The sequence below is a fragment of the Glycomyces sp. NPDC021274 genome, assembly GCF_040641195.1.
GTDB lineage: Bacteria > Actinomycetota > Actinomycetes > Mycobacteriales > Micromonosporaceae > Glycomyces.
The window spans coordinates 22,546-45,464 of record NZ_JBFADC010000002.1 but is presented as its reverse complement, the minus strand read 5'-3'; the positions used below and the strand labels follow the sequence as shown (position 1 = coordinate 45,464).

Below are 22,919 nucleotides of genomic sequence, written 5' to 3'. Positions count from 1 at the left end.
GAGAACAGGAGGCTTTGTCCTTCTTGGCGAGTGCGCGGGCGAAGCCCGTGCTCGTGCTTCAAGACGCCGATCGCGTTGACTGACAATGAGGTATTCTACCTCGGAGTCGATATATCTTGTTATTACTGCCATAATGGACGCATGCTGAAGATGGCCATACTCGGATTCCTGCGGGACTTCCCGCTCCACGGCTACGACCTCAAGAACCGGGTCGCGAGCCTCGCCGGGCACGTCCGGCCGGTCGCGGACGGGACGCTCTACCCCACGATCAAGAAACTCGAGGACGCGCAGTGCCTCACCCGGCGCACCGCGCCCGGGTCGGTCGCCGCACCGCGCCACATGCTCGAGATCACCCAGGACGGCACCGACCAGCTGCGCCGGTGGCTGCGCGACCCCGAAGCGGGGTTCATCACCGACGACAACAAGTGGTACGTGCTGCTCGCGTTCCTGCACCACCTCGAGAACCCGCGCGAGCAGGCGCTCGTGCTCGCACGCCGCCGCGAATTCCTCGACCAGCCCGCGCAGCTGTTCTTCGACGAGCAGGGCGCGCCGATCCCCCCCGAACGGCTGGAGTCGCCGTTCCGCAAGGGGCTCATGCAGATCCACCGGTCGACGAACCTCACGGAGATCGACTGGCTCGACCGCCAGATCGGCGAGCTCAACCGCCGCGCCGGCTTCACCGCCTCGCGGTGAGCATCCGGGCGCGGCGGCTCGCTAACCGTTGAGGATCGTCGACAGGAGCACGAAGAAGACGACGATCAGGACGATCACGGCCGCGCCGGTCACCAGGACCGCCGGCTCCTGCGTCAGCGGCCGCTTCACGGGGTGCTGCGGCTGCTGGAACGTCTGCTGCGGGGCCTGCGCGGGCTGCTGGTAGGCCGTCTGGGGCGGCAGCATCTGCGGGGCCTGGACGGGCGCCGGGACCGGCGGGCGGGGCGCGGACATGTGCCCGGCGGGCGAGACGGGGCCGCCCGAGGTCGGGCGCGTCAAGGGCTGCTCGGACGGGGACGGGCCGGAGGCGGCGCGCACGGCGCCTTCGACGACGACGGTCTCGGGCTGCTCGAAGGTCTGCGGCGGCACACCGAGCTTGGTGTGGATGAGCTGGGAGATCGCGGGAATGCGCGAGGAGCCGCCGACGAGGAAGATGCCCACGAGGTCGGCGGGGTTCATGCGGGCGGCCTGGATGGCGCGCTGGAGGCAGTCGACGGTCCGCTCCAGGGGCGGGCGGGCGATCTCCTCGAACTCGGCGCGCGTGAGGTGGGCGTCGACCTCCAGCGCGGGGAGGTGGATGTCGGCGCTCGCGGTGCGCGAGAGGGTCTCCTTCGCGCCGCGCACGTCCTCGTAGAGCATGCGGCGGTAGCGGCGGTCACGGTCGTCGGCGGGGCTGAGGAGGCGCTTCCAGTCGTCGGGGTGGGACGCGCCGTAGGTCTTGCCGAGGTGCTCGACGATGCCGTGGTCGAAGTCGAGGCCGCCGATGTCGCCGATACCCTCTTCGGCGAGGACCTCGAAGCCGGTCTGGGTGCGGCGCACGACGGTGGCGTCGAAGGTGCCGCCGCCGAGGTCGTAGATGGCCAGCGAGCGCCCGGGCGGGACGGCGGTGCCGAGCACCGAGGTGAAGTAGGAGGCCGCGGCCACGGGCTCGGGGATGAGCTGCGGGGCGGGGAGCCCGGCGAGGCGCGCGGAGTCGACGAGGATGGCGCGGCGGCGCTCACCCCAGCGGGCGGGGTGGGTGAGGCGGACCTGGCCGGGCATCTGGCCCGCCTGGCGCTGGGCCTCCAGCGCGACCTGCTGCAGCACGTACGCGAAGACCTGGGGCACGGGGATCTCGGAGGTGCCGAGGAACAGCGAGCCGTCGTCGATGCGGCGCTTCGGGTTCGGCTCGAAGCGGGCGGGGTCCATGCGGGCGTTGCGCTCGGCGTCGCGGCCGACCAGCATGCGCCCGTCGGAGTTGTAGTACACCGCCGAGGGCAGGATGGGGGCGCCGTCGAACAGCAGGGGTCGTACGCGTCCGTCGGCCGAACGCAGAACCGCAACGGTGTTCGAGGTTCCGAAGTCGATTCCAAGAACGTGCATGTGAATACTCCCTCTCGGCGACGCTTGCGAGCAGTGAACGCGTCTAGCCTGATGCACACCCTACTGGGCGCCTCCACGCCTGGTGCGACCCGTTCGGTGTTCACCGGTCCCCCACGCCCCGTTCGCACCTGCCCGGCCGGACCGGGATGGACGGCGCTTGCCAGGGCGGCTGCCGGGCACGGAACGGGACGAGCGGCATCTCACGCGCTCGACCGCGCGGATACCGACCGGTGTTGTGTCACACTTCAAGGGGACGTCCGTGGGCGGCCGCGCCGGCGCCGGGCCACACTTGGGGGTCCGCATCGCGACAGCGGCGCCCTGGTGCGGCGGTGCCGGGAAGGATCCGGCCGCGTCCCGGCGTTGTACGAAGCGAGAACCCCAGGAATCGGCGTGATCGGCTGGGGACGGAATGCGCAGGCCCAGGGCTGACCGGGTCGGCGAGCGTGTGGCAGAGCGAATGCTCCAGAGGAAGTGCAGGGGAACATGGGCGACAGAATGCTGAGGGGCTCCCGTCTCGGCGCCGTCAGCTACGAGTCTGACCGCAACACGGAGCTGGCCCCGCGCCAGACCCGCGACTACGTCTGCCCGCAGGGGCACCGCTTCGAGGTACCGTTCGCGGTCGAAGCGGAGATCCCGTTGACGTGGGAGTGCCGTCTCGACGGCTCGACGGCCAAGCTGGTCGACGGCGAGGAGCCGGAGACCAAGAAGGTCAAGCCGCCGCGCACCCACTGGGACATGCTGCTGGAGCGCCGCTCGATGGAGGAGCTCGAAGAGATCCTCGACGAGCGCCTGCAGGAGATGCGCGCCCGCCGCGGCGAGCGCTAGCGAGCCGCATAGCGGTACAGGCGCGGTTGTTCAGCGCTGATAAGGCTCACGGGCCCGGGTCGATGGACCTGGGCCCGTTTTTCGTGTCCCCGTACTTGACCGGCTCGTCCGCGTCGAAGTCCCGCTCGCCGGTTCGGGAGCCGTCTGCGCTGCGCTCCCCGATGACCTCGCCGTCGATGACGTCGCCGCCGCCGAAGCGCATCACCGGGGCGCTCGCGGCGATCCAGCGGCCGAGGCCGCGGAAGAGCAGGCGCGTGGGCGGGAAGAGCAGCAGCAGGCCGATGAGGTCGGTGACGAACCCGGGGACGATGAGGCACACGGCCCCGGCCAGCGCGTACCCGTTCGGCGGCTCCCGGGAGGGGTCGCCGCCGGAGTTGAGGTAGTCGCGGGCGGCCCGGAAGGACTTCTTGCCCACGTACCCCACGAGCGCGACGCCGAGGAACGTGGTGCCCACGAAGATGAGGACCGTGTAGAGGAACCCGATCAGGTAGGCCAGGCCGAAGAAGGCGGCGGCCTCGGCGATGACCCAGGTGGCCAGCGCGAGCCGGAAGGCGAACGGGGCGCGTTTGGGCGCGGGCGGCTGCTGGTACGTCACCCTTCGATTCTGCCACGCCGGAAGGCGTTCCTGAGTTGGCGTGCGCGGTGGGCCAGGCCCCAGCGGCTCACGTTCCAAAGGGCCTCAACGGTGATGGCGCCGCTCATCTTGGAGGCGCCGGCGCGGCGTTCGGTGAAGACGATGGGGACTTCGCGGATGTCGAAGCCGGCTTTGACGGCGCGCCAGGTGAGGTCGATCTGGAAGCAGTAGCCGACGGAGTTGACGGTGTCGAGCTGGAGTTTGTGGAGGCCGTCGAGGCGGTAGGCGCGGTAGCCGGCGGTGACGTCCTTGACGCGCATGCCGAGCATGGCGCGGGTGAAGACGCCGGCGCCGCGGGAGAGGAGGAGGCGGTGGCGGGCCCAGTTGCGGACGGCGCCGCCGGGGATGTAGCGGGAGCCGATGGCGACGTCGGCGCCGTCGTCGAGGGCGGCGAGGAGTCGGGGCAGGTCGGCGGGGTCGTGGGAGCCGTCGGCGTCCATTTCGACGACGGTGCGGTAGCCGCGCTGCGCGGCCCAGTCGAAGGCCGCGAGGTAGGCCGCGCCGAGGCCTTGCTTCTCGGGGCGGTGGAGGACGTGGACGCGGTCGTGGGCGGCGGCGAGTGCGTCGGCGATGTCGCCGGTGCCGTCGGGTGAGGAGTCGTCGACGATGAGGATGTCGATGCGGTCGCACCCGGTGAGGGCGGCGTCGACGGTGGTCTCGATGTTGTCGCGCTCGTTGTACGTGGGAATGGCCACAATGGCCGGACTGGTGTCAGTGCCGGCAGTGCACCGGTCCGGTGGCTGGCTCATGGGTTCGGCTTTCTAGGTCTGGCTGCGGCGGTGCTTGAGGTTGATCAAGATGGCGCAGGCCAGGGCCACCAGTGCCGCTCCGGTGAGGACCGCTTCAGGAAGGATACCCACTGTGGAGGCCGGAGTCGAGCGGTCCGAGAGGGTGAGGTCCGATTGGATCACGGCGGCGGTGTTGAACTCGGTGGCCTGGGAGACCTCGCCGGCGTGGTCGGTGAAGGCGGAGACGCCGACGGTGGAGGCCATGAGGCCGTCGCGGCCGTGCTCGATGGAGCGGAGGGCGACCATGGCGAGCTGCTGCTCGGCCTCGTTGACGTCGAAGGTGGCGTTGTTGGTGCCGACGGCCATGAGCTGGGCGCCGTCGCGGACGGAGTCGCGGGTCTCGGCGTCGAAGGCGATCTCGAAGCAGATGAGGCCGGCGATGGTGTGGTCGCCGACCTCGACGATGCCGGCGTTCTGCCCGTGCTCGAATCCGGCGACGCTGTCGAGCCCTTCGGACATGCGGGGGTCGATCCAGCCGGCGACGGTGCTGAAGAAGCCCTTGTAGGGGACGTATTCGGCGAAGGGCACGGGGTGGCGCTTGGAGTACATGTAGACCGGGCCGTCTTCGGGGTCCCAGACGATGGTCATGTTCGAGCGGGTGCCGTCGTCGTTGTGGACGATGCCGCCGAGGACGATCGGCGCGCCGATGGCGGTGGCGGCCTCGCTGATGAGGTCGTAGGCGTCGTCGTTGGCGAGGGGGTCGATGTCGGAGGCGTTCTCGGGCCACATGACGAGGTCGGGCCGTTCGGCGCGGCCTGCGTTGACGGCGGCGGCGAGGTCCTTGGTGGCCTGGACGTGGTTGTCGAGGACGGCGCGGCGCTGCTCGTTGAAGCTCAGGCCGAGGCGCGGGACGTTGCCTTGGACGACGGCGACGTTGACGGTGTCGCCGTCGGGGGCGGTCGCGTCGAGCGGCAGGGCCAGGGGGGCCAGCGCGGTCAGGGCCGCGGCGGCGGTGAAGGCGGCGGCCTTGCGGAGGCCGGCGGCGCGGGGGCCGCTGGGGGCCTCCTGCGGGCCGTTGCAGTGTCCTCTCGGCGACGCTTGCGAGCCGTAAATGTGCCCAGCGAGGGCGAACCCTGCGGCGAGGAGGAGGCCGCCGGAGAGGGCGACGAGGAAGCTCAGGAAGGGGGCGCCGCCGAGCCAGATCGCGGCGGCGGTGGGCGCTTCGGCCTGGCTGAAGGCGAGGTTGCCCCAGGGGAAGCCGCCGAAGGGCTGGCGTGAGCGCAGGGCTTCTTCGGCGACCCAGGCGACGCCGGTGAGGGGTGCGAGGGTCCAGCGGCGGGTGTCGATGAGGCGCGAGCAGGCGGCGAGGAACATGCCGAGCAGGCCCATGCCGAGGGCTTCGAGCGCGCAGAGGAACAGCCAGGGCCACTGGCCGACCTGCGTGGAGGACCAGGCCAGGAGGGGCAGGAAGAACGCCATGCCGTAGACGAAGCCGACGCCGAGGCCGCCGCGGAGGCGGCGGCGGTGGACGGCGGCGCCGAATCCGGCGACGGAGACGGCCGCGAGCGGCCAGGCGCCGTAGGGCGGGAAGGCGAGTACGGCCAGGAGGCCGGAGGCGATGGCGAGCAGGAGTGCTGCGGGGAGGGTGAGACGGCGGCCGAGGGGGGAGTCGGTCAGCAGGAGCGGGCGGCGCTTCGGCGCGGGAGGCGTCGCCTCGGGCGCCGGGGCGGCGTCGCGGTCGTCGTCGATCACGGTGCTCAAGTAGGGCGCTCCTCGCTCGTACGCGGTGCCGGGCCACGGCCGGCGGCGAGGGGGCCTCGCCTTCGGGGCTCTAGCCTACTTCGGGTACGGCAAAGGGGCGTAGCTGTGTCCGGCTACGCCCCTCGCACGGGTTTCTCCCAGTCCCTGTACGGCCGGTGTCCCCTGCCGCGTCAGCTGGTGATCTTCGGACCAACTCGCACCCGTCTGGCTGAGCGTCTACGAGTTGTTGTCTAGGGATCTCCTGCGTCTGCTGCGGGTCCACCACCGGCGACCGGCTCGCCTTCCTCCGCCGACCCCCGCGATCTGGACCTGGCCGCCGGTAGCAGTGCGGCCGCGCTGCCACCTTGTCCAGTCTGCGTGGGAGCAAAGCAAGTCGAGTCGCCCCCGACGTTCGGCGGGCTTCCGTTTCCGGTCGTCCGCCGAGGACCAGACCACCGTAAGCCAAACTGCGCCGATGGCGTCAACCGGGTCGGAATTTTGCTCCCACAATTTTTCTCGCGTCAGTGGTCGCGCGGAGTCGGTGCTGGCCAGGCGGCCGACCAGATCAGCTGGCCGTCGGCGACGGTCATCGAGCACTTCGGATCGGGGACGTGCGGGTCGCTCAGGTCCGGAAGTCCCCCGTCCGTGAGCTCCCACACCGCGAAATTCGCGCGGGTGTGCGGGGCGAGCGCCCCGGCGTCGTCGATGCCCAGGGCCCTCCAGCCGCCTCTGGTGGCCGCGCTGAAGGCCGCGGCCATCGGAAGACGCGAGACGGGGTTGCGGTGGCGCACGGCGGCTCTCACGCCGCCCCAGGGGTCCAGGGCGGTCACCGGGGCGTCCGATCCGAAGGCGAGCGGCACGCCGACGCCGGCGAGCTTGGAGAACGGGTTCGCGGCCAGGGCCCGCTCGCGCCCGAGCCGGGTCGCGTACATGCCGTCGGGGCCGCCCCAGGCGGCGTCGAACGCGGGCTGCACGGAGGCGTGGACGCCGTGGTGGACCATGCGGGCGATGAGCGCGGCGTCGAGCAGCTCGGCGTGCTCGATCCGGTGCCTGGCATGGCGGATCGCGTCGAGGCCGAGCACGGGTTCGACCGCGTCGAGGCCGTCCAGGACGTTCGCGATCGCGCCGTCGCCGATGGCGTGGAACGCGGCGGGCAGGCCCGCCTCGTGGCAGTCCAGGAGGTGCGCGGCGACGTCGGCGGCGGTCAGGTACTCGGCGCCGAGGGTGTCGGCGTCGCGGTAGGGCTCGCGCAGCAGCGCGGTGCGGGCCCCGAGTGAGCCGTCGGCCGAGAGGTCGCCGCCGCAGCCGTGGGCGCCGAGGTCGCGGGCTTTGGCGGCGGCGCGCAGCTCGCCCCACCAGCCGTGCACGGAGGGGCTGCCGGGCCGCTGCCCGAGTTCGACCAGGCCCTCGAACTCCTTCTCCCCCAAGGGGTCGGCCGCGACCGGGATGAAGTGCTCGACGACGGCGGCGATGCCGCGGCGCGCGGCTTGGGCCAGCGCGTAGTCGGCGAGGGCGAGGCGTTGGCTGACGGGGACGCGGGCGCCGAGGGTGGCGCGGGCGGCCTTGTGGGCGGCGCGGGTGAGGACGCCGGAGGGATCGTAGCCGTCGTGCTCGGCGAGTTCGGGGTGCTCGGCGAGGAGGCGGGGCGTGGCGATGCCGGTGTGCCCGCAGGCGCGCGAGAGGTAGGCGATGCGCCCGCCGGTCGCGCGTTCGATCGCTTCGCCGGTGGGGAGCGCGGGGTCGTCCCAGGTGGTCTCGTCCCAGCCTCCGGCGAGGATGAGCGTGTCGGCGGGGGTGGTGCGGGCGAAGGCGTCGAGGTGCTCGAGGACGGCGGCGGCGGAGCGGTCGGCGGCGAAGTGCAGGCCCGCGAGGGCGCCGCCGGTGGCGGTGAGGTGCACGTGGGAGTCGACGAACGCGGGCGTCACGAGGCCGCCGCCGAGGTCCTCGGTGCGGTCGGCGGCGGGCGCGTCGGTTTCGGGGCCGACCCAGGTGATGCGGTCGGCGACGGTGAGCAGGGCCGTGGCGGCGGGACTCGTCGGACTGAGCACGCGGCCGCCGCGCCACAGGACGCGCTCAGCCGTTGCGGGACCGGTCTTCTGGAGGAGGCTCATGCCTCCCATGATGTCAGTCGACGGGGTGCAGGACGCGGTGGAGGAAGCTGCGGGCCCGCTCGGTCTTGGGGTTGGCGAGGACGTCGGCGGGCGGCCCCGATTCGACGATGACGCCGCCGTCGAGGAACAGCACGCGGTCGGCGACCTCCCGGGCGAAACCCATCTCGTGCGTGACCACGAGCATTGTCATGCCTTCGGCCGCAAGGCCTTTCATGACCGAGAGGACTTCGCCGACGATCTCGGGGTCGAGCGCGCTGGTGGGCTCGTCGAAGAGCATGAGGCGGGGTTTGACGGCGAGCGCGCGGGCGATGGCGACGCGCTGCTGCTGCCCGCCGGACAGCTGCGAGGGCTTCGCCTGCTCCTTGCCTTCGATGCCGACCTCGGCGAGGAGCCGCCGGGCTTCGGCGACGGCCGTCGCCTTGGGGATCTTGCAGACGCGCACCTGCGGGATGACGAGGTTGTCGAGGATCGTCATGTGGCTGAAGAGGTTGAAGTGCTGGAACACCATGCCGATGTCGCGGCGGGCGAGGTCCAGGTCGGCGTCGGGGGCGGTCATGTCGTGGCCGGCCGCGACGATGGTGCCCTCGGTGGGGGTCTCCAGGAGGTTGACGCAGCGCAGGAGCGTGGACTTGCCGGACCCGGAGGGGCCGATGAGGCACACCACTTCGCCTTCGGCGATCTGGAGGTCGATGCCTTTGAGGACCTCGTTGTCGCCGAAGCGCTTGTGCAGTCCCTGGATCTCGACGATCGGGGTCGCTTCGGTGTTCATCGGGTGTCTCCTCGCTTCTCCAGGCGGCGGGCCAGCAGACCGAGCGGGATGGTCAGCAGCAGGTAGAGCAGGCCGCCGACGAGCAGCGGGGTGGCGTTGGCCTCGGACGTGAGCTCGTTGCGGGCGAACTTGGACAGCTCCATGGTCGCGGTGGTGACACCGAGGACGAATACGAGGCTGGAGTCCTTGGTGAGCATCACGAGCTCGTTCGTCAAGGGCGGGATGACGATCCGCAGGGCCTGCGGCAGGACCACGGTGATCATGGTGCGGGTGTGGCTCATGCCCAGCGACCGGGCGGCCTCGACCTGTCCCCGGGGGACGGCCTGGATGCCGGCGCGCACGCTCTCGGCGATGTAGGCAGAGGAGGTGAGGCCCAGGCCGATGGCGACCTGGCCGTAGACCCCGCCGGGGTACTGGATGCCCGGGAAGGCCGCGGGCACGCCGAAGCCGACGAGGAACAGCACCAGCAGTGCGGGCAGGCCGCGGAAGACCTCGACGTAGGCGGTGGCGAACCACCGGTAGGGGCCGAAGTCGGAGACGCGCATGAGCGCGATCGGGACGCCGACGACCATGCCGAACACGAACGCGAGCAGGGTGTAGACGATCGTGTTCCAGAACGGCGTCCACACCTCGGGGAACATCGCGGCGGCGATGTCGATCTGGAAGAAGGAGTCGGCGATGCGGCCCCAGTCGGCCACGACCGCCAGCGCGATCACGACGGCGGCGACGACGGCGTACTGGACGGCGCGCGAGAGCCGGCGCCGCTGGGTCGGCGTCATGCGCCGTGCGGGGGTTTCGGTCGCGGCGCTCACTACTGACCGGCGTCCCCGGTGTAGGGCTCGCCGATCCACTTCTCGTACAGCTCCTCGTAGGTGCCGTCCTCGAAGGCCTCGGCGAGCATGGCGTTGACCTCGTCGAGGAGCTCCGTGTTGTCCTTCTGGACGGCGAAGCCGTAGTGCTCCGCGGTCTCGATGGGCTGCACGAGCCGCAGTTCGGGGGTGTCGGCGATCATGGCGCTCCAGGTGGCGAGGTCGGCGATGGAGGCGTCGACGCCGCCGGAGGTGAGCGCGGAGGCGATGTCGCCCATGGTCTCGAAGGCGACGGGCTCGTAGCCGAACTCGGCGGCGTGGTCGTTGGCGTAGGTCTCGCCGGTGGTGCCGGACTGGACGGCGACGCGCAGGCCGGAGAGGTCGGCGAGGGCGGCGACGCTCGAATCGGCGGGGACGACGAGGGCCTGGTCGGCGCGGTAGTAGGCATCGGACATGCCCATGGCCTCCTGGCGCTCCTCGGTGATGGTGAGGCCGGCGGCGGCGATGTCGCAGGTCCCGGCGTTCAGGGCCGAGCCCGAGCCGATGGAGTCGAAGTCGATCTCGACGACCTCGACGGTCTGGTCGAGGCGCTCGGCGAGGAGGTGCATGAGGTCCATGTCGAAGCCGACGTACTCACTGCCGTCCATGTACTCGAAGGGCTCGAACGGGACGTTCGTGCAGACGGTGAGGGTGGAGTCGTCGCCGGAGTCCGACGTGCATGCGGTCGCGGCCAGACCGGTCCCGATCAGGGCCAGTGCGGCGGCGGCGCGGCGGGCGTTGGTGTTCACCTGAAGGCTCCTCATAGTTCGCTGATTCGCCGATCATTCCGGTCGGACCCTCCCATCGTTGTTCCAGCCGGTGAAGAATGTGGCAGGTTTCGCACTAAATCAAGCGGTCGAATCGGCGTTCTCACGCTGTGTCGTACCACGGTGAAGCTTGCGAACCGCGAATGTGCACAGTCATGAGACAGTGGTGGGCATGCTGATGCTCATCGACGCCGCCTCGCTGTGGTACCGCGCCTACTACGGGCTCCCCTCCTCGATCAAGGCCCCGGACGGGCGGCGCTCGGGTGCGGTGCGGGGGTTCTTCGACGGATTGGCCGTGCTGGCGCGCAAGCACGAGCCCACCGGCATGGTGTGCTGCCTGGAGGGGAACTGGCGGCCGGAGTGGCGGATCGAGCTGCTGCCCGGGTACAAGGCCGCGCGGGCACTGCCGGACGGCTCCGAGGACACCCCGGAGGGCCTGGACGACCAGGTCGCGGCGATCGATGCGCTGCTGCCGGCCCTGGGCATCGCGACGGCGACGCATCCGCAGTTCGAGGCCGACGACGTCATCGCGACGCTGGCGGCGCGCACCGCGGAGCCGGTGGTCGTGGTCACCGGCGACCGGGACCTGTTCCAGCTCGTCGACGACGAGCGCGACCGCAAAGTCGTATACCTCGCGCGCGGGATATCTAAAGCAGAATTGTTCGACGGGGAGGCCGTCGCGACGAAGTTCGGCGTCGCCCCGGCGCACTACGTGGACTTCGCGGTCCTGCGCGGCGACCCGTCCGACGGCCTGCCGGGTGTCAAGGGGATCGGCGCGAAGACCGCCGTCACGCTGGTGAACACGTTCGGCGGCATCGCGGGCCTGAAGGCCGCCGCGGCCGAGGACGGGTCGGACCTGCCCGAGCGCCAGCGCAAGGCGATCACCGAAGCGGCCGACTACCTCGACAAGGCCGTCAGGGCGTCCACCGTGGTCGCCGACGTCGACGTCCCCCTGATCGACGCGACCCTGCCGAAGGCCCCGAAGGACCCCGAGCGGGTCGAAGCCCTTGCGGCCCAATGGGGCGTCGGCTCGGCCCTCAAGCGGTTCCACGAGGCCATCGCGCTCGAAGCGGCCTGAATCACACCGGATTCGAGCCCAGGCCGCCGCAGAACTGTCGTACCCCGGGCGCACGCTTGCATCCGGGGGCCCAATCCCAGACCCGCAGCGCACGGTCGGCGTGCCCGCCGGACCCGCCGCACGGCACGTTCACTCCCAGACCGTTGCCGCGGCCTCGAACTCGGCGCGGTCGGAGTGCACCGGGATCACGCACACGATGTGGCCGCCCGGCGCCCGCAGGGTGCGGCACTCGAGCCAGCGCGAGACCTCGGTCGCGCCGAGCGCGATGAGCCGGGCGGTCTCGGCGTCGAGGTCGTCGGTCTCCATGTCCACGTGGATCCGCGGCTCGCCGTCGTCGAGGCGCTGCACCACGGTCACGAGTCCGGCCAGGGCGCCTTCGAGCTCCGTGAACTGCTCCTCCCCCGCGTTCGGCCTCGCCCGCACGCCGAGGGCGGCCGACCAGAACGCGGTCGCCGCGTCGGCGTCCTGCGTGTCGATCAGGACCGTCGAGATACGGCTGCGGTGCACGGGAACTCCTTCCGGTTCAGCTTGGCGGGCACGGCGGTCGGACCGGCCGCGCCGCCACGGCTCAGACGTCCGCGACGACGCCGCGACGGATCGCGTCCACCGCGTCGTAGGCGGCGTCGGCCAACTTATTGGATGACTCGGTGCCGATATATCTTGCAGCAGTTCCCATTTGGTGCAGCAGGTCGGCCGTGCGCCGCGCCCACCGCACGAAGTCGCCGCCGGGCATCGGCCACGGGCCGTCGGCCGCCGCGAGCGCCTTCGAGAGCTCTTCGCCGCGGGTCCACCGGTAGATCGGCCAGGCCAGGCCCATCTGCGGGCGCGAGATCAGCGACAGGCCGCGCGTGTTCTCCGCGCGCCGGATCGCCTCCCAGCGCCGCACGGTCTTCGCCACCGGGTCGACGATCGGACCGGGCACCGCCACGAAGAACTCGTCCTCCTCGAACCGGGACTCGTAGATCACCGTCGACGCGATCGCCGCCAGCGAAGGCGCGTCCAGGCCCTCCCAGATGCCGTCGCGCAGGCACTGCGCCACCAGCAGGTCGGTCTCCACGAACAGGTTGCGCAGCAGCCGCCCGTCGCTGGTGACGGTCTCGCCGTCGAGGTACCCGAACTCGCTGAGCACCTCGCGCACGGCCGTGAACTGCCGCGCCAGCGAGTGCTCGCGCCGCTCGGAGCGGCTGCGCAGCAGCTCCGCCTCGCGTTTGAGCCGCGACCAGCGCGACGCGTGGACCGTGTGCTGCCCGGCGTCCGGGCAGGTCCGGCACGGGTGGGCCTTGACCTCTTCGCGCAGGCGCGCGATCTCGGGGGTCTCGGCCGCGCCGCCGCGGCGGGTCGGCCGCGAGCGGTCCCGCGTGGCCTCGCGCAGGCTCGAGGCGAGGTCGGTGCGGGACTTGGGGTCGCGCCGGTCGAAGCGCTTGGGCACGTTGATGCGGGTGACGACCTCGACGCCGCCGTCGAACGCGGCGCTCTCGAGCGTCCCGGCCCAGCCGTCGGCGGTGAGCACCGACCAGCGCGGGTCGTGGTGGCGCGAGCCGCCGGTGGGGCGCAGGAACACGGCCCAGCCGGTGCGCTTGCCGCGGGAGATCCAGATGACGTCGCCGCCGCGGAGCTTCTCGAGGTTGGTGCGCGCCTCGTCGCGCAGCGCGCCCTTGCGGCGCTTCTGCGCGCCGCGTTCGGCCACCGCGAGCTGCTGTGTGAGGTCGTAGTACGCGAGGAAGTCGCCCTTGTGGCACGCCGCGCCCTCGGCCGCCTCGGCGGCCCGGCGGTTCAGCGTGCGGGCCTGCTCGGCGATGTGCACGGCCTCGGAGTCGGACTGGAACTGCGCGAAGGAGGAGGCCAGGACCTCTTGTGCGCGTTCCACTCCGGCGGCGCCGATCAGGTTCACGGCCATGTTGTACGACGGCGCGAAGCTGGAGTTCAGCGGATAGGTGCGCTTGGAGGCGAGTCCGGCGAGCTCTTTCGGGCGCACGTCCTCGGCCCAGACGGTGACGGCGTGGCCCTCGACGTCGATGCCGCGCCGCCCGGCCCGGCCGGTCAGCTGCGTGTACTGGCCGGGGGTGAGCATGACGTGGTCGGAGCCGTCGTACTTGATGAGCCGCTCCAGGACCACCGACCGCGCGGGCATGTTGATGCCGAGCGCGAGCGTCTCGGTGGCGAACACGGCCTTGAGCAGGCCGCGCTCGAAGAGCTTCTCGACGACCTCCTTGAACACCGGCAGGAGCCCGGCGTGGTGGGCGGCGATGCCGGCCGCGAGGCCCGCGAGCCAGCGTTCGAAGCCGACGGCTTCGAGGTCGGCGGGGTCGATGTGGGAGACGGCCGCGGTCGCGTAGTCGACGATCTCGTCCCGCTCGCGCCCGTCGGTGAGCCGCAGCCCGGCGCGCACGCATTCGTCGACGGCCGCATCGCAGCCGGCGCGCGAGAAGATGAAGTAGATGGCCGGCAGCAGCGACGCCTGGTCGAGGCGGGAGATGACCCGCCCGCGGTCCACATAGGGGCGGCCGCCGCGGCGCCGGCCGCCGGTGCGGCCCTCGTTGCGCTCGCGCGCCCGGGCGTCCTTTTTGAGCAGTTCCTGGGAGACGTAGTCGCCGTCGGGCTCGAACAGGTCGAGCAGCGCGCCGCCCACCATCATGTGCTGCCACAGCGGCACCGGGCGCGTCTCGGAGACCACGACCTCAGTGGAGCCGCGGACGCTCTTGAGCCAGTCGCCGAACTCCTCCGCGTTCGACACGGTCGCAGAGAGGGAGACGACCCGGACCTCCTGCGGGAGTTCGATGATGATCTCCTCCCACACGGCCCCGCGGAAGCGGTCGGCGAGGTAGTGCACCTCGTCCATGACCACATAGCGCAGCCCGTGCAGCGTGGAGGAGCCCGCGTAGATCATGTTGCGCAGCACCTCGGTCGTCATCACGACGATCGGGGCCTCGCCGTTGATGACCGTGTCGCCCGTGAGCAGGCCGACGTTCTCGGCGCCGTGCGCGGCGACGAGGTCGTTGAACTTCTGGTTCGACAGCGCCTTGATGGGCGTGGTGTAGAAGCACTTCCTGCCCTCGGCCAGCGCCAGGTGCACGGCGAACTCGCCCACCACGGTCTTGCCCGCGCCCGTGGGCGCGCAGACGAGCACGCCGTGGCCGCTTTCGAGGATGCGGCAGGCCTCGACCTGGAAGTCGTCGAGTTCGAACGGGTAGTCCCCTGCGAAGGCCGCCAGCTGCGGCCACTGCCGGCGCGCCTGCGCGGCGGCGTGGCGTTGGGCCGGGGAGCGGTCGTCGGCGTAAGGAACGTCGGCGGTAACCATGGCCACAACACTAGTCTGCCGCCCCGACAGGAGCACTCCGGTAACGCGCTTCCGTACCCGGCTGTGACGACGCCTACACGGCCGGGTATCGTCCGTTTGTGCACCGGGATTCCTCACCAGGAGATGACGATGCGGGACGCGGAGGGGTCGACGCGGTCCTGTTCGATTTCCACGGCACCTTGGCGCAGCTCGAACCACTGACCCGCTCGGTGTCGCTCGCGGCCGAGTCCTGCGGCAGGCGGCTCAACCCGCTCGCCGTGACCGCGCTGGCCGATGCGATCGGCGCGCAGGGATGGCTCGGTTCGGGCATGGAGCCGCGGGTGCGTCCGGATTTCGCCGACGCCTGGGCCGACCGCGACCTCGACGAGGACGCCCACCGCGAGGCCTTCACCGCTCTGGCGGCGCAGGCCCACGGGGTCTTCGAGGGCCTGGCCGAGGCGCTGTACGACCGCATGGCCTCCCCTGAGGGCTGGGTCGCGTTCGCCGACACGATCGGCACCCTCGTCTCCTTGAAGGCCCAGGGGTATCCGATCGCGCTCGTCTCGAACATCGGTTTCGATGCGCGTCCGATCCTGCGGCGCTTGGGCATCGACCGGTTCATCGACGAGTGGGTGCTGTCCTACGAGGTCGGTTACTGCAAGCCGGACGAGAAGATCTTCTACGCGGCCTGCCACGCGCTCGATGTGGAGCCGAGCCGGGTGCTCATGGTGGGCGACACCATGGCCGACGCGGGCGCGGCGCGCATCGGCGCCCGCTGCTACCTGGTGCCGCACGCCGAGGCGGGACGGATCGTCGGCCTCGACGCCGTGCTGCGGCTCGTGCGCAGCGGCTGCTAGCGCCACCCTGAGACGTAATGAGGGCCCCGCCGCATTCGCGGCGGGGCCCTCATCGTTCAATGCTCGACTGCGTCAATCCAACTGCTGTGTCCTCAGCGGACTCAGGTGATGTCGTCGTAGCCGTCGACACGGCGGCCGAGGCGGTTGCGACGCTCGTTCTCGGCCGGGTAGTCATCGTCGTCGAGGCTGCTGGCGCCGATGGTCGCGTCCGCGGTCAGGCCTTCGTCGGAGGTGCTGATGTCGCTGGCCTCCTCGTCGTCCCACTGGTCCTCGTCGGTGATGCCCTTGCGCTTGTCGTTCAGCGTCGCGACGATGAGTGCGACCCCGTACAGGAGCAGCATGCAGATCGCCAGCGCCGTCATGCCGAACGGGTCGGGCGTGGGCGTGAAGATCGCGGTGAACGTGAAGCTCACCAGGACCACGATCCGCCACCAGCCGCGCATCCGCTTGGCCGTCACCAGGCCCATCACGTTGAGCATCAACATGATCAATGGGAATTCGAAGCCGATCCCGAAGACCATCATCACCGCTATGTAGAAGTTGATGTAGGCCTCGAGGTCGAGGTTGATGTTGAACCCGTCCTCGCCGATACCCGAGAGCAGCATGATGAACTGCATGCCGTGGGAGACGACGAAGTAGGCCAGGATGGCGCCGCCGAGGAACAGCGGCGCGGCGACGCCGATGAAGAAGTAGGCGTACTTGCGCTCGTTGCGGTGCAGGCCGGGGGCGATGAACGCCCACAGCTGGTACAGCCAGATCGGTGCGGTGCCCACGAGCGCCATGTACAGGGAGATCTTCAGGTACAGGCTGACGTGGGAAATCGGGGACTGCAGGTTGAAGTTGCAGCCCACCAGTCCGTCACCGGTCTCTTGGACGGCGTGCTGCGATGCGCAGTACGGATCCGCCAGGAACAGGATGACGTTCTTGGAGAGCGCCAGCGAGGCGGCGGTGCCGACCAGGATCACCAGGACCGCGATCATCAGCCGCTGCCGCAGGTCGGCGAGGTGCTCCATGAGCGTCATGGAGCCGTCGGCGGCGCGCTGGAACTTCGACGGTTTGCGTTCTTTCCTGGCACGCCGCGGCGGTGCGTCAGCCATATTCGTTACGGCCGATTCCGGGCTAGCGGGTCTTCTTGTGGTCGACCGATTCGCCGTCGATCACGGACTCGTTGACCGGCGCCGGCGGGTCGAGCGGCTCGCGCGTGTGCTTGGGCTCAGCGCGGGTGTCGCCGTCGTCGTCGGGGTTGCTGCCGTCCTTCTTCATGGCCTCGGTCTCCGACTTGAGGATCCGCATGGAGCGACCCAGACCACGCGCCATGTCGGGAAGCTTCCTGGAGCCGAACACCAGCAAGATGACAACGACGAGAATGATGATGTGCCAGGGCTTCAATGCACCCATTGTTCGGTCCCTCCGGATATATGTCGGTGACGTTAACCATCGTATGCCGCTTGGAAGGCGGCTGCCACGGAGGCTGAGTCTCGGCTTGGTACCGGGTTCACCTGCGGTGGCGTGGCTACGACATCGTCGAGCCGGACAAGCATGACCGACAGTTGACACTTCCGTCAACACTGGAGCCTTCGGGAAGCCTGATCTTTATCAGAATGTGGCGGCGGGGACGGAGATGCGTCACTTCTTCGGCAGTGCGGCGGCCGTGCGTTCGGCTTCGGCAAGCGTCGCGTTCAGGCGTTCTTGCAGGTCCTGTAGCTCGCCGGCGCGTTCTTGGACGCGTTCGAGGCCGAACCGGAGTTGTTTGAGGGGGCCGAGGAGGCGCGAGGCCGCTATGGCCAGAAGCACGAGTCCGGCGAGTGCCAGCACGACCGATATCGCCCAGATCATCGGGTCAGTCTAGCGCCGGGCGCCGCCGGGTTCGAGGAGGCCCGGCGGCGGATCGGCCCGGGACCCATGGTTCGTGAACGCCGTCAGGCGGGCTGGTACCGGGCCAGCGCGGCGCGGGCGGTCTGGCGCACGGCGTCGCGCAGTTCCTCGGGGGCGAGGACTTCGGCTTCGCCGCCGAGGCCGAGGACGAAGCGGCGGGCCCAGTCGAGGTCGCGCACGCGCATGGTGACGCGGCGGCGGCCGTCGCTCTCGCCGACGATCTCGTCGCACGGGTAGGCGTCGGTGACGGTCTTCGCGCCGGGGCCAAGCCGGAGCTCGATGCGCGGCAGTTCGGAGGCGAGGAACGCGGTGGGCGCGGGCTGGTTGGTGAGGCGCAGGGGCTCCGAGGGCTCGTCGAGTTCGGAGCACGCGTCGATGCGGTCGACGCGGAACTGCCGGATCTCCCCCGCCGTGCGGCACCAGGCGCGCAGGTAGGCGTGCCCGTCGGCGGCGACGACCTCGATGGGGTCGACGACGCGTTCGGAGGTGGTGTCGCGGCTGGCCGAGTAGTAGGTGATGCGGGCGGCGTGGCCGGAGGCGACGAGCGCGGCATAGCGTTCGGCCCGCGGGTCGGTGACGGTGTCGCGGACAGTGACGTCGGCGGGGGCCTCGCCCGCGGCCGCGGCGAGCTTGTCGAGCGCGGAGGCGATCGCGGCGCGGTCGCCGACGCCGGGCGTGTCGGCGAGGACCCGGAGGGCGACCGAGAGCGCGAGGGCCTCGTGGGCGGCGAGGCGGACCGGGCGGTCCATGCCGGCGGCGAAGAGGACGCGGACCTCGTCGGCGTCGAAGGCGATGTCGATGAGGTCGCCGGGGCCGTAACCGGGCAGTCCGCACATCCACAGCATGGTGAGATCGGACTGGATCTGGTCGGCGTCGACGCCGAAGTCGGCGGCGATCTCGGCGATCGGGACCCCTTCGGGCCGGGCGACGAGGTACGGGACGAGGTTGAGCAGGCGGGCGAGCCGGTTCTGGGTCACGGGGTCTCCTCCTCGGCGAGTGCCTGCAGGCAGGCGATGGTCTCTTTGACGAGTTCGGGCGGTTCGGTCACGAGGACGTCCGCGCCGAACGAGGCCAGCCAGGCGGCGGTCGCGGCGGTGTCGGTGTAGGAGAAGCAGGCCTGGTCGCCTTCGGCGGTGCGCGGGCCGATCTGGTCGGCGCGGCGGCGCACGCCCCAGGCGCGCTTGGGCCGGACGAGGACCGTGGCGCGGCTCGGCAGCTGGTGGTCCTCGGAGGCGGAGGCGAACCCGAGGACGTCGACGTCGTCGGGGATCGTGAAGGCGCCTTCGGGGCCGGTGAGGCGGACCTTCCCGCTGATGCGCGAGAGCCGGAAGCAGCGCTGGGCGCCGCGGTCGAGGTCGTGGCCGGCGACGTACCAGCGGCCGCGCCAGGCGGCGCAGCCCCAGGGCTGGATGCGGCGCTGCTGGGCGGACTCGTCCCGGGGGCCGAAGTAGTCGAAGACGACGACGCGCCGCGAGGCGACCGCTTCGAGGAACGGCGCGAGGGCGGCCTCGGCGCCGGGCAGGGACTTGACCGGGGACGCGGCGGCGTGCGACTCGACGTCGATGCCGGCGGCCCGGAGCTTGCGCAGCGCGTCGGAGGACCCGGACTGGAGCTCGGGCTGCTGCCACAGGCGCGCGGCGGCGGCCACGGCGGCGGCCTCGGCGTCGGTGAACTCGATCTGCGGCAGCTCGAAGTCGGAGCGGGCGATCCGGTAGCCGGGTTCGCCGTCGCCCAGGTAGTCGATGCCGGACTGCAGCGGGATGCCGATGCGGCGCAGCTCGGCCTTGTCGCGTTCGAACTTGCGCTGGAACGCGTCGTGGGCCTTCTTGTCGTCGTGGTTGTGCTCGTACCCGGGGACGGTCCTGGCGATCTTGGTGGAGGTCTGGAAGCGCCGCGAGGACAGCAGGCAGAGCACCAGGTTCACCAGTCGTTCAGTGCGATCGTTGGACACCCGCCCAGCCTATGCCAGGCGGTCAGGGCGCTGCCAGCACGCCCGCCCGCGCGCGTGGCGCGTCCGCGGGGCACTGGTGCGGGCTCGCCGTGCTGCGCCGGTTCGGGTCGCGCTTGATAATGTCCGGGCGTGATCAGATGGCGATACGGGACCGTCACCGGCGTGCGCGGCGGTTGGCGCGGCTGCACCGAGCTGGAAGTCGACGTCGAGGCCCGCGAGGGCGAGGACGCGTTCTCGTGCCGGGGCCTGGCCTACGACGAGCTGGTGGGGGCGCCCGAGGTCGGCGACCGGGTGCTGCTCAACTGCAACGCCATCGCGAAGGGTCTGGGCACGGGCGGGTACGCGCTGGTCGTGGCCGTGCCGGACCGGCTTCCGGCGGACGTGGAGGGGCCGGGGCACATCGTCAAGGCCCGGTACACGCCGATGCAGGCGATGCGCCTGGCCGTGGACGAGGACGACTCGCCGCACCGTGCGGCCGTGGAGGCCTGTGAGGACCTCGGCGGGATGCCGGTGGTCGTGGCGGACCTGCACTCGGCGCTCGCGCCGGTGCTCGCGGGTATTCATGCGACCGCGCCGGAGGCGCGGGTCGCCTATGTGATGACCGACGGCGGCGCGCTGCCGGCGTGGTTCTCGCGCCAGCTCGACCAGCTCTCGGATCGGCTGTGCACGACCGTGACGGCGGGGCAGTGCTTCGGCGGGGATCTCGAGGCGACGAACGTCCACAATGCACTCATCGCGGCGCGCGTGGTCGGCGGTGCGGACATCGCGATCGTGGCGCAGGGACCGGGGAACCTCGGGACCGGCACGGTGTGGGGCTTCTCGGGGACCGCGGCGGGCGAGGCGGTCAACGCCGCGTCGGTGCTGGGCGGCCGGCCGGTGGCATCGCTGCGGATCTCCGAAGGCGATGCGCGCGAACGGCACCTGGGGATCTCGCACCACTCGATGACGGCGTACGCGAAGGTCGCGCTGGCGGCGGCGGACGTGCCGGTGCCGGACGAGCTGCCCGCGGAGCTCGAAGGGCGCATCAGGCGGCAGCTCACTGAACTGCCGGAGCGGCACCGCCAGATCGAGGTCGACTGCTCGGGCCTGGTCGAGGCGATGGAGGCTCTGCCGGTCAAACTGTCCACCATGGGCAGAGGCCTGGACCGAGACCGGGTGTACTTCGTCGCCGCGGCCGCGGCAGGAAGGCACGCGGCCCAGATAGCGACCCGCCGCGACTGAGCGCCTCCTCTGAACCACCGGCCTGCTGGTCGACCCCCACTCCCCCACTGCGGTCGCACGCTCGCCACAGCGGCTCACGTTGCGCCGCGCCGCACCACCGCACATGGCGGACTGGATGTCATGCCGCTTCAGCTTTCCTTCAGGAACGCCCCGCTACCTTGGAAACCGGGGGCCCTTTCCCAGCGCCGTCGGCACTCTGGGCGTGCCCGGCAACGACCACGCTTCGTGGACTACATGACAAGCCGCTTCAGCTCCCCTTCAGGTTCGGCTGGCTAGCCTAGAAACCGGGGGCCCTTTCCCAGCGCCGATCGGACACTCGGTGTGCCCCGGAAGCGAACCGCCCCGCCAGCGCTGTCGCGCGGACGGGGCTTTGCTCGATCGTGTTATCGCTAGAGCACGAACAGGACCAGGATCCAGAGGCCGACGACCGCCGCCAGGGCGAGGGCCAGAACCCAGGTCGGGACCGTGTACTCGCCGCGCCGGTTCCGTGCGATCTCCTCGCGGATCCGCGTCGTGCGCCGCTCGTACGCGGCCACCGGGTCGAACGAGCTCAGCGGGTCCGTGCGGCGCCCTGCCGGGCTTCGCCCCTCCCCCGCGGGCTCCTCGGCGTGCTGCGGCTCGGCCGCGCCGTTCCGATCCGTCATCGCCGGCCTCACATGCTGGCGATGAGCTTGTCGACCCGCTCGTCACGCGACCGGAACGGGTCCTTGCACAGGACCGTCCGCTGCGCCTGGTCGTTGAGCTTCAGGTGCACCCAGTCCACAGTGAAGTCGCGGCGCTTCTCCTGCGCCTTGCGGATGAACTCGCCGCGCAAGCGCGCCCGCGTGGTCTGCGGCGGCACTTCCTTCGCCTCGAAGACCTCCACGTCCTTACTGATCCGCTCGGCCTCACCGCGCTTCTCCATCAGGTGGTGCAGGCCCCGGCCGCGCCGGATGTCGTGGTACGCCAGGTCGAGCTGCGCCACGCGCGGGCTCGAGAGCGCCAGGCCCCGCTTCTCGCGGTAGCGCTCGATGAGCTTGTACTTCGCGACCCAGTCGATCTCACGCGAGACCGAGTCGAGGTCCTCGGACTCCACGGCCTGGAGCACCCGGCCCCACAGGTCGATGACCCGCTTGGTGCCCGCGTCGGCGCCGCGCTGGTCGACGAAGTCGATGGCCTTCTCGAGGTACTCGCGCTGGATGTCCAGAGCGGACGCCTCGCGGCCGCTCGCCAAGCGCACCAGGCGCTTGCCGGTCGTGTCGTGGCTGATCTCGCGGATCGCCCGGATCGGGTTCTCCAGCGTGAGGTCGCGCATCGTCACACCGGTCTCGATCATCCGCAGCACCAGGTCGGCGGAGCCGACCTTGAGCATCGTGGTGACCTCGTTGATGTTCGAGTCGCCCACGATGACGTGCAGGCGGCGGTACCGCTCGGCGTCGGCGTGCGGCTCGTCGCGGGTGTTGATGATCGGCCGCGAACGGGTCGTGGCCGAGGAGACGCCCTCCCAGATGTGCTCGGCGCGCTGCGACAGGCAGAAGCGCGCGCCGCGCGGGGTCTGGAGGACTTTCCCGGCCCCGCAGATGAGCTGGCGGGTGACCAGGAACGGGATGAGCACCTCGGCGAGGCGCCCGAACTCGCCGTGGCGGCTGACCAGGTAGTTCTCGTGGCAGCCGTACGAGTTGCCGGCGGAGTCGGTGTTGTTCTTGAACAGGTAGATGTCGCCGGCGATGCCTTCGTCGTGGAGGCGCTTCTCAGCGTCGATCATGAGGCCTTCGAGGATGCGCTCACCGGCCCGGTCGTGCTTGACCAGGTCCTCGATCGAGTCGCACTCGGGGGTGGCGTACTCGGGGTGGGAGCCCACGTCGAGGTAGAGGCGGGCGCCGTTGCGGAGGAACACGTTGGAGGAGCGGCCCCAGGAGACCACCCGCCTGAAGAGGTAGCGGGCCACTTCGTCCGGAGACAGGCGGCGCTGTCCCCTAAAAGTGCAAGTGACCCCGTATTCGGTCTCCAGTCCGAAAATGCGCCTGTCCATGTCGAAACCCTACCCCGATTCGGTTGAGGAGAACACCCCTCGCGGTCGAACGGTTCCATACCGCGACGGGCACTATGGAGATTGTTCGATTTACGGCGGTATGCACCTGGCTTGGCGCGACCCCACCGGGACGGTCCGTCCACTTGAGAGGGAC

Annotated in this window: 22 protein-coding genes; 5 read left to right on the top strand and 17 right to left on the bottom strand. The window is 70.7% G+C overall.

Annotated elements, in window-relative coordinates; translation table 11 throughout:
* The first annotated feature begins 141 nt into the window (after positions 1-141).
* Entirely contained in the window at positions 142-693 is a 552-nt protein-coding gene (locus AB0I03_RS04105) for a PadR family transcriptional regulator (protein ID WP_360406070.1), read from the top strand.
* Between the two features lie 21 nt (positions 694-714).
* On the opposite strand, the gene AB0I03_RS04100 is transcribed toward AB0I03_RS04105, so the two are convergent.
* The gene (locus tag AB0I03_RS04100; protein WP_360406067.1) at positions 715-2,073 is read right to left on the bottom strand and encodes an Hsp70 family protein; all 1,359 of its coding nucleotides are present in this window, start codon (positions 2,071-2,073) and stop codon (positions 715-717) included.
* Positions 2,074-2,556: 483 nt separating this feature from the next.
* Here AB0I03_RS04100 and AB0I03_RS04095 point away from each other — a divergent pair, with 483 nt between their 5' ends.
* Positions 2,557-2,898: an RNA polymerase-binding protein RbpA gene (locus AB0I03_RS04095; RefSeq protein WP_205327476.1), complete on the top strand. Its 342-nt coding sequence runs from the start codon at positions 2,557-2,559 to the stop codon at positions 2,896-2,898.
* 46 nt (positions 2,899-2,944) lie between these two features.
* On the opposite strand, the gene AB0I03_RS04090 is transcribed toward AB0I03_RS04095, so the two are convergent.
* The 7 genes from AB0I03_RS04090 to AB0I03_RS04060 form a co-directional block, all read right to left on the bottom strand.
* On the bottom strand, positions 2,945-3,493 hold the full coding sequence (locus tag AB0I03_RS04090; protein ID WP_360406064.1) for an FxsA family protein: 549 nt from the start codon (positions 3,491-3,493) through the stop codon (positions 2,945-2,947).
* Positions 3,490-4,281, bottom strand: coding sequence for a polyprenol monophosphomannose synthase (locus AB0I03_RS04085; protein ID WP_360406061.1), 792 nt, complete (start codon positions 4,279-4,281; stop codon positions 3,490-3,492). The genes AB0I03_RS04090 and AB0I03_RS04085 overlap by 4 nt, the downstream gene beginning before the upstream one ends.
* Positions 4,282-4,293: 12 nt before the next feature.
* Complete coding sequence (lnt, locus tag AB0I03_RS04080; RefSeq protein ID WP_360408074.1) at positions 4,294-6,012, bottom strand: apolipoprotein N-acyltransferase; 1,719 nt, start codon at positions 6,010-6,012, stop codon at positions 4,294-4,296.
* A 509-nt stretch (positions 6,013-6,521) separates the two neighbouring features.
* On the bottom strand, positions 6,522-8,111 hold the full coding sequence (locus AB0I03_RS04075; RefSeq protein WP_360406058.1) for an amidohydrolase family protein: 1,590 nt from the start codon (positions 8,109-8,111) through the stop codon (positions 6,522-6,524).
* 13 nt (positions 8,112-8,124) lie between these two features.
* Entirely contained in the window at positions 8,125-8,880 is a 756-nt protein-coding gene (locus AB0I03_RS04070) for an amino acid ABC transporter ATP-binding protein (protein ID WP_360406055.1), read from the bottom strand.
* Positions 8,877-9,659 carry an amino acid ABC transporter permease gene (locus tag AB0I03_RS04065; RefSeq protein ID WP_360408071.1) on the bottom strand — a complete coding sequence of 261 codons (783 nt, stop codon included), beginning with the start codon at positions 9,657-9,659 and terminating at the stop codon, positions 8,877-8,879. Before AB0I03_RS04065 ends, AB0I03_RS04070 begins: the two co-directional genes overlap by 4 nt.
* A gap of 32 nt (positions 9,660-9,691) precedes the next feature.
* Positions 9,692-10,477, bottom strand: a complete 786-nt coding sequence (locus AB0I03_RS04060) for a transporter substrate-binding domain-containing protein (protein ID WP_360406052.1) — start codon at positions 10,475-10,477, stop codon at positions 9,692-9,694.
* A 190-nt stretch (positions 10,478-10,667) separates the two neighbouring features.
* On the opposite strand from AB0I03_RS04060, the gene AB0I03_RS04055 reads away from it, so the two are divergent.
* The gene (locus tag AB0I03_RS04055; RefSeq protein WP_360406049.1) at positions 10,668-11,573 is read left to right on the top strand and encodes a 5'-3' exonuclease; all 906 of its coding nucleotides are present in this window, start codon (positions 10,668-10,670) and stop codon (positions 11,571-11,573) included.
* 129 nt (positions 11,574-11,702) lie between these two features.
* Here the strand turns inward: AB0I03_RS04055 and AB0I03_RS04050 are convergent, their stop codons facing one another.
* Positions 11,703-12,080 (bottom strand): VOC family protein, encoded by a 378-nt coding sequence (locus tag AB0I03_RS04050; protein ID WP_360406046.1) that lies wholly within the window; start codon positions 12,078-12,080, stop codon positions 11,703-11,705.
* 61 nt (positions 12,081-12,141) lie between these two features.
* The gene (locus AB0I03_RS04045; RefSeq protein WP_360406043.1) at positions 12,142-14,871 is read right to left on the bottom strand and encodes a DEAD/DEAH box helicase; all 2,730 of its coding nucleotides are present in this window, start codon (positions 14,869-14,871) and stop codon (positions 12,142-12,144) included.
* Positions 14,872-14,969: 98 nt separating this feature from the next.
* Between AB0I03_RS04045 and AB0I03_RS04040 the strand changes: the two genes are divergently transcribed.
* The gene (locus AB0I03_RS04040; protein WP_360406040.1) at positions 14,970-15,707 is read left to right on the top strand and encodes an HAD family hydrolase; all 738 of its coding nucleotides are present in this window, start codon (positions 14,970-14,972) and stop codon (positions 15,705-15,707) included.
* A 101-nt stretch (positions 15,708-15,808) separates the two neighbouring features.
* Here the strand turns inward: AB0I03_RS04040 and tatC are convergent, their stop codons facing one another.
* The 5 genes from tatC to AB0I03_RS04015 form a co-directional block, all read right to left on the bottom strand.
* Complete coding sequence (tatC, locus tag AB0I03_RS04035; RefSeq protein ID WP_360406037.1) at positions 15,809-16,804, bottom strand: twin-arginine translocase subunit TatC; 996 nt, start codon at positions 16,802-16,804, stop codon at positions 15,809-15,811.
* Positions 16,805-16,826: 22 nt separating this feature from the next.
* The gene (gene tatA, locus AB0I03_RS04030; protein ID WP_289959977.1) at positions 16,827-17,105 is read right to left on the bottom strand and encodes a Sec-independent protein translocase subunit TatA; all 279 of its coding nucleotides are present in this window, start codon (positions 17,103-17,105) and stop codon (positions 16,827-16,829) included.
* 228 nt (positions 17,106-17,333) lie between these two features.
* Complete coding sequence (locus AB0I03_RS04025; RefSeq protein WP_360406034.1) at positions 17,334-17,543, bottom strand: hypothetical protein; 210 nt, start codon at positions 17,541-17,543, stop codon at positions 17,334-17,336.
* Between the two features lie 83 nt (positions 17,544-17,626).
* Positions 17,627-18,559, bottom strand: coding sequence for a YafY family protein (locus AB0I03_RS04020; protein ID WP_360406031.1), 933 nt, complete (start codon positions 18,557-18,559; stop codon positions 17,627-17,629).
* On the bottom strand, positions 18,556-19,533 hold the full coding sequence (locus AB0I03_RS04015) for a WYL domain-containing protein (protein WP_360406028.1): 978 nt from the start codon (positions 19,531-19,533) through the stop codon (positions 18,556-18,558). Before AB0I03_RS04015 ends, AB0I03_RS04020 begins: the two co-directional genes overlap by 4 nt.
* Positions 19,534-19,662: 129 nt before the next feature.
* On the opposite strand from AB0I03_RS04015, the gene AB0I03_RS04010 reads away from it, so the two are divergent.
* Positions 19,663-20,754, top strand: a complete 1,092-nt coding sequence (locus tag AB0I03_RS04010; protein ID WP_360406025.1) for a DUF3866 family protein — start codon at positions 19,663-19,665, stop codon at positions 20,752-20,754.
* Between the two features lie 389 nt (positions 20,755-21,143).
* Here the strand turns inward: AB0I03_RS04010 and AB0I03_RS04005 are convergent, their stop codons facing one another.
* Both AB0I03_RS04005 and pafA read right to left on the bottom strand, forming a co-directional pair.
* On the bottom strand, positions 21,144-21,398 hold the full coding sequence (locus tag AB0I03_RS04005; RefSeq protein WP_360408152.1) for a hypothetical protein: 255 nt from the start codon (positions 21,396-21,398) through the stop codon (positions 21,144-21,146).
* A gap of 8 nt (positions 21,399-21,406) precedes the next feature.
* A complete protein-coding gene (gene pafA / locus AB0I03_RS04000; protein WP_360406022.1) occupies positions 21,407-22,765 on the bottom strand; it encodes a Pup--protein ligase in 1,359 nt (452 codons plus the stop codon).
* Between the last annotated feature and the right edge of the window lie 154 nt (positions 22,766-22,919).

What these genes read in the sequence shown, in the direction of transcription:
- AB0I03_RS04105 (WP_360406070.1), top strand. Translation starts at nt 142, where the DNA reads ATGCTGAAGATGGCCATACTCGGATTCCTGCGGGACTTCCCGCTCCAC.
- AB0I03_RS04100 (WP_360406067.1), bottom strand. Translation starts at nt 2,073, where the DNA reads ATGCACGTTCTTGGAATCGACTTCGGAACCTCGAACACCGTTGCGGTT.
- AB0I03_RS04095 (WP_205327476.1), top strand. Translation starts at nt 2,557, where the DNA reads ATGGGCGACAGAATGCTGAGGGGCTCCCGTCTCGGCGCCGTCAGCTAC.
- AB0I03_RS04085 (WP_360406061.1), bottom strand. Translation starts at nt 4,281, where the DNA reads ATGAGCCAGCCACCGGACCGGTGCACTGCCGGCACTGACACCAGTCCG.
- AB0I03_RS04075 (WP_360406058.1), bottom strand. Translation starts at nt 8,111, where the DNA reads ATGAGCCTCCTCCAGAAGACCGGTCCCGCAACGGCTGAGCGCGTCCTG.
- AB0I03_RS04070 (WP_360406055.1), bottom strand. Translation starts at nt 8,880, where the DNA reads ATGAACACCGAAGCGACCCCGATCGTCGAGATCCAGGGACTGCACAAG.
- AB0I03_RS04065 (WP_360408071.1), bottom strand. Translation starts at nt 9,659, where the DNA reads ATGACGCCGACCCAGCGGCGCCGGCTCTCGCGCGCCGTCCAGTACGCC.
- AB0I03_RS04055 (WP_360406049.1), top strand. Translation starts at nt 10,668, where the DNA reads ATGCTGATGCTCATCGACGCCGCCTCGCTGTGGTACCGCGCCTACTAC.
- AB0I03_RS04045 (WP_360406043.1), bottom strand. Translation starts at nt 14,871, where the DNA reads ATGGTTACCGCCGACGTTCCTTACGCCGACGACCGCTCCCCGGCCCAA.
- tatC (WP_360406037.1), bottom strand. Translation starts at nt 16,804, where the DNA reads ATGGCTGACGCACCGCCGCGGCGTGCCAGGAAAGAACGCAAACCGTCG.
- tatA (WP_289959977.1), bottom strand. Translation starts at nt 17,105, where the DNA reads ATGGGTGCATTGAAGCCCTGGCACATCATCATTCTCGTCGTTGTCATC.
- AB0I03_RS04025 (WP_360406034.1), bottom strand. Translation starts at nt 17,543, where the DNA reads ATGATCTGGGCGATATCGGTCGTGCTGGCACTCGCCGGACTCGTGCTT.
- AB0I03_RS04005 (WP_360408152.1), bottom strand. Translation starts at nt 21,398, where the DNA reads ATGACGGATCGGAACGGCGCGGCCGAGCCGCAGCACGCCGAGGAGCCC.
- pafA (WP_360406022.1), bottom strand. Translation starts at nt 22,765, where the DNA reads ATGGACAGGCGCATTTTCGGACTGGAGACCGAATACGGGGTCACTTGC.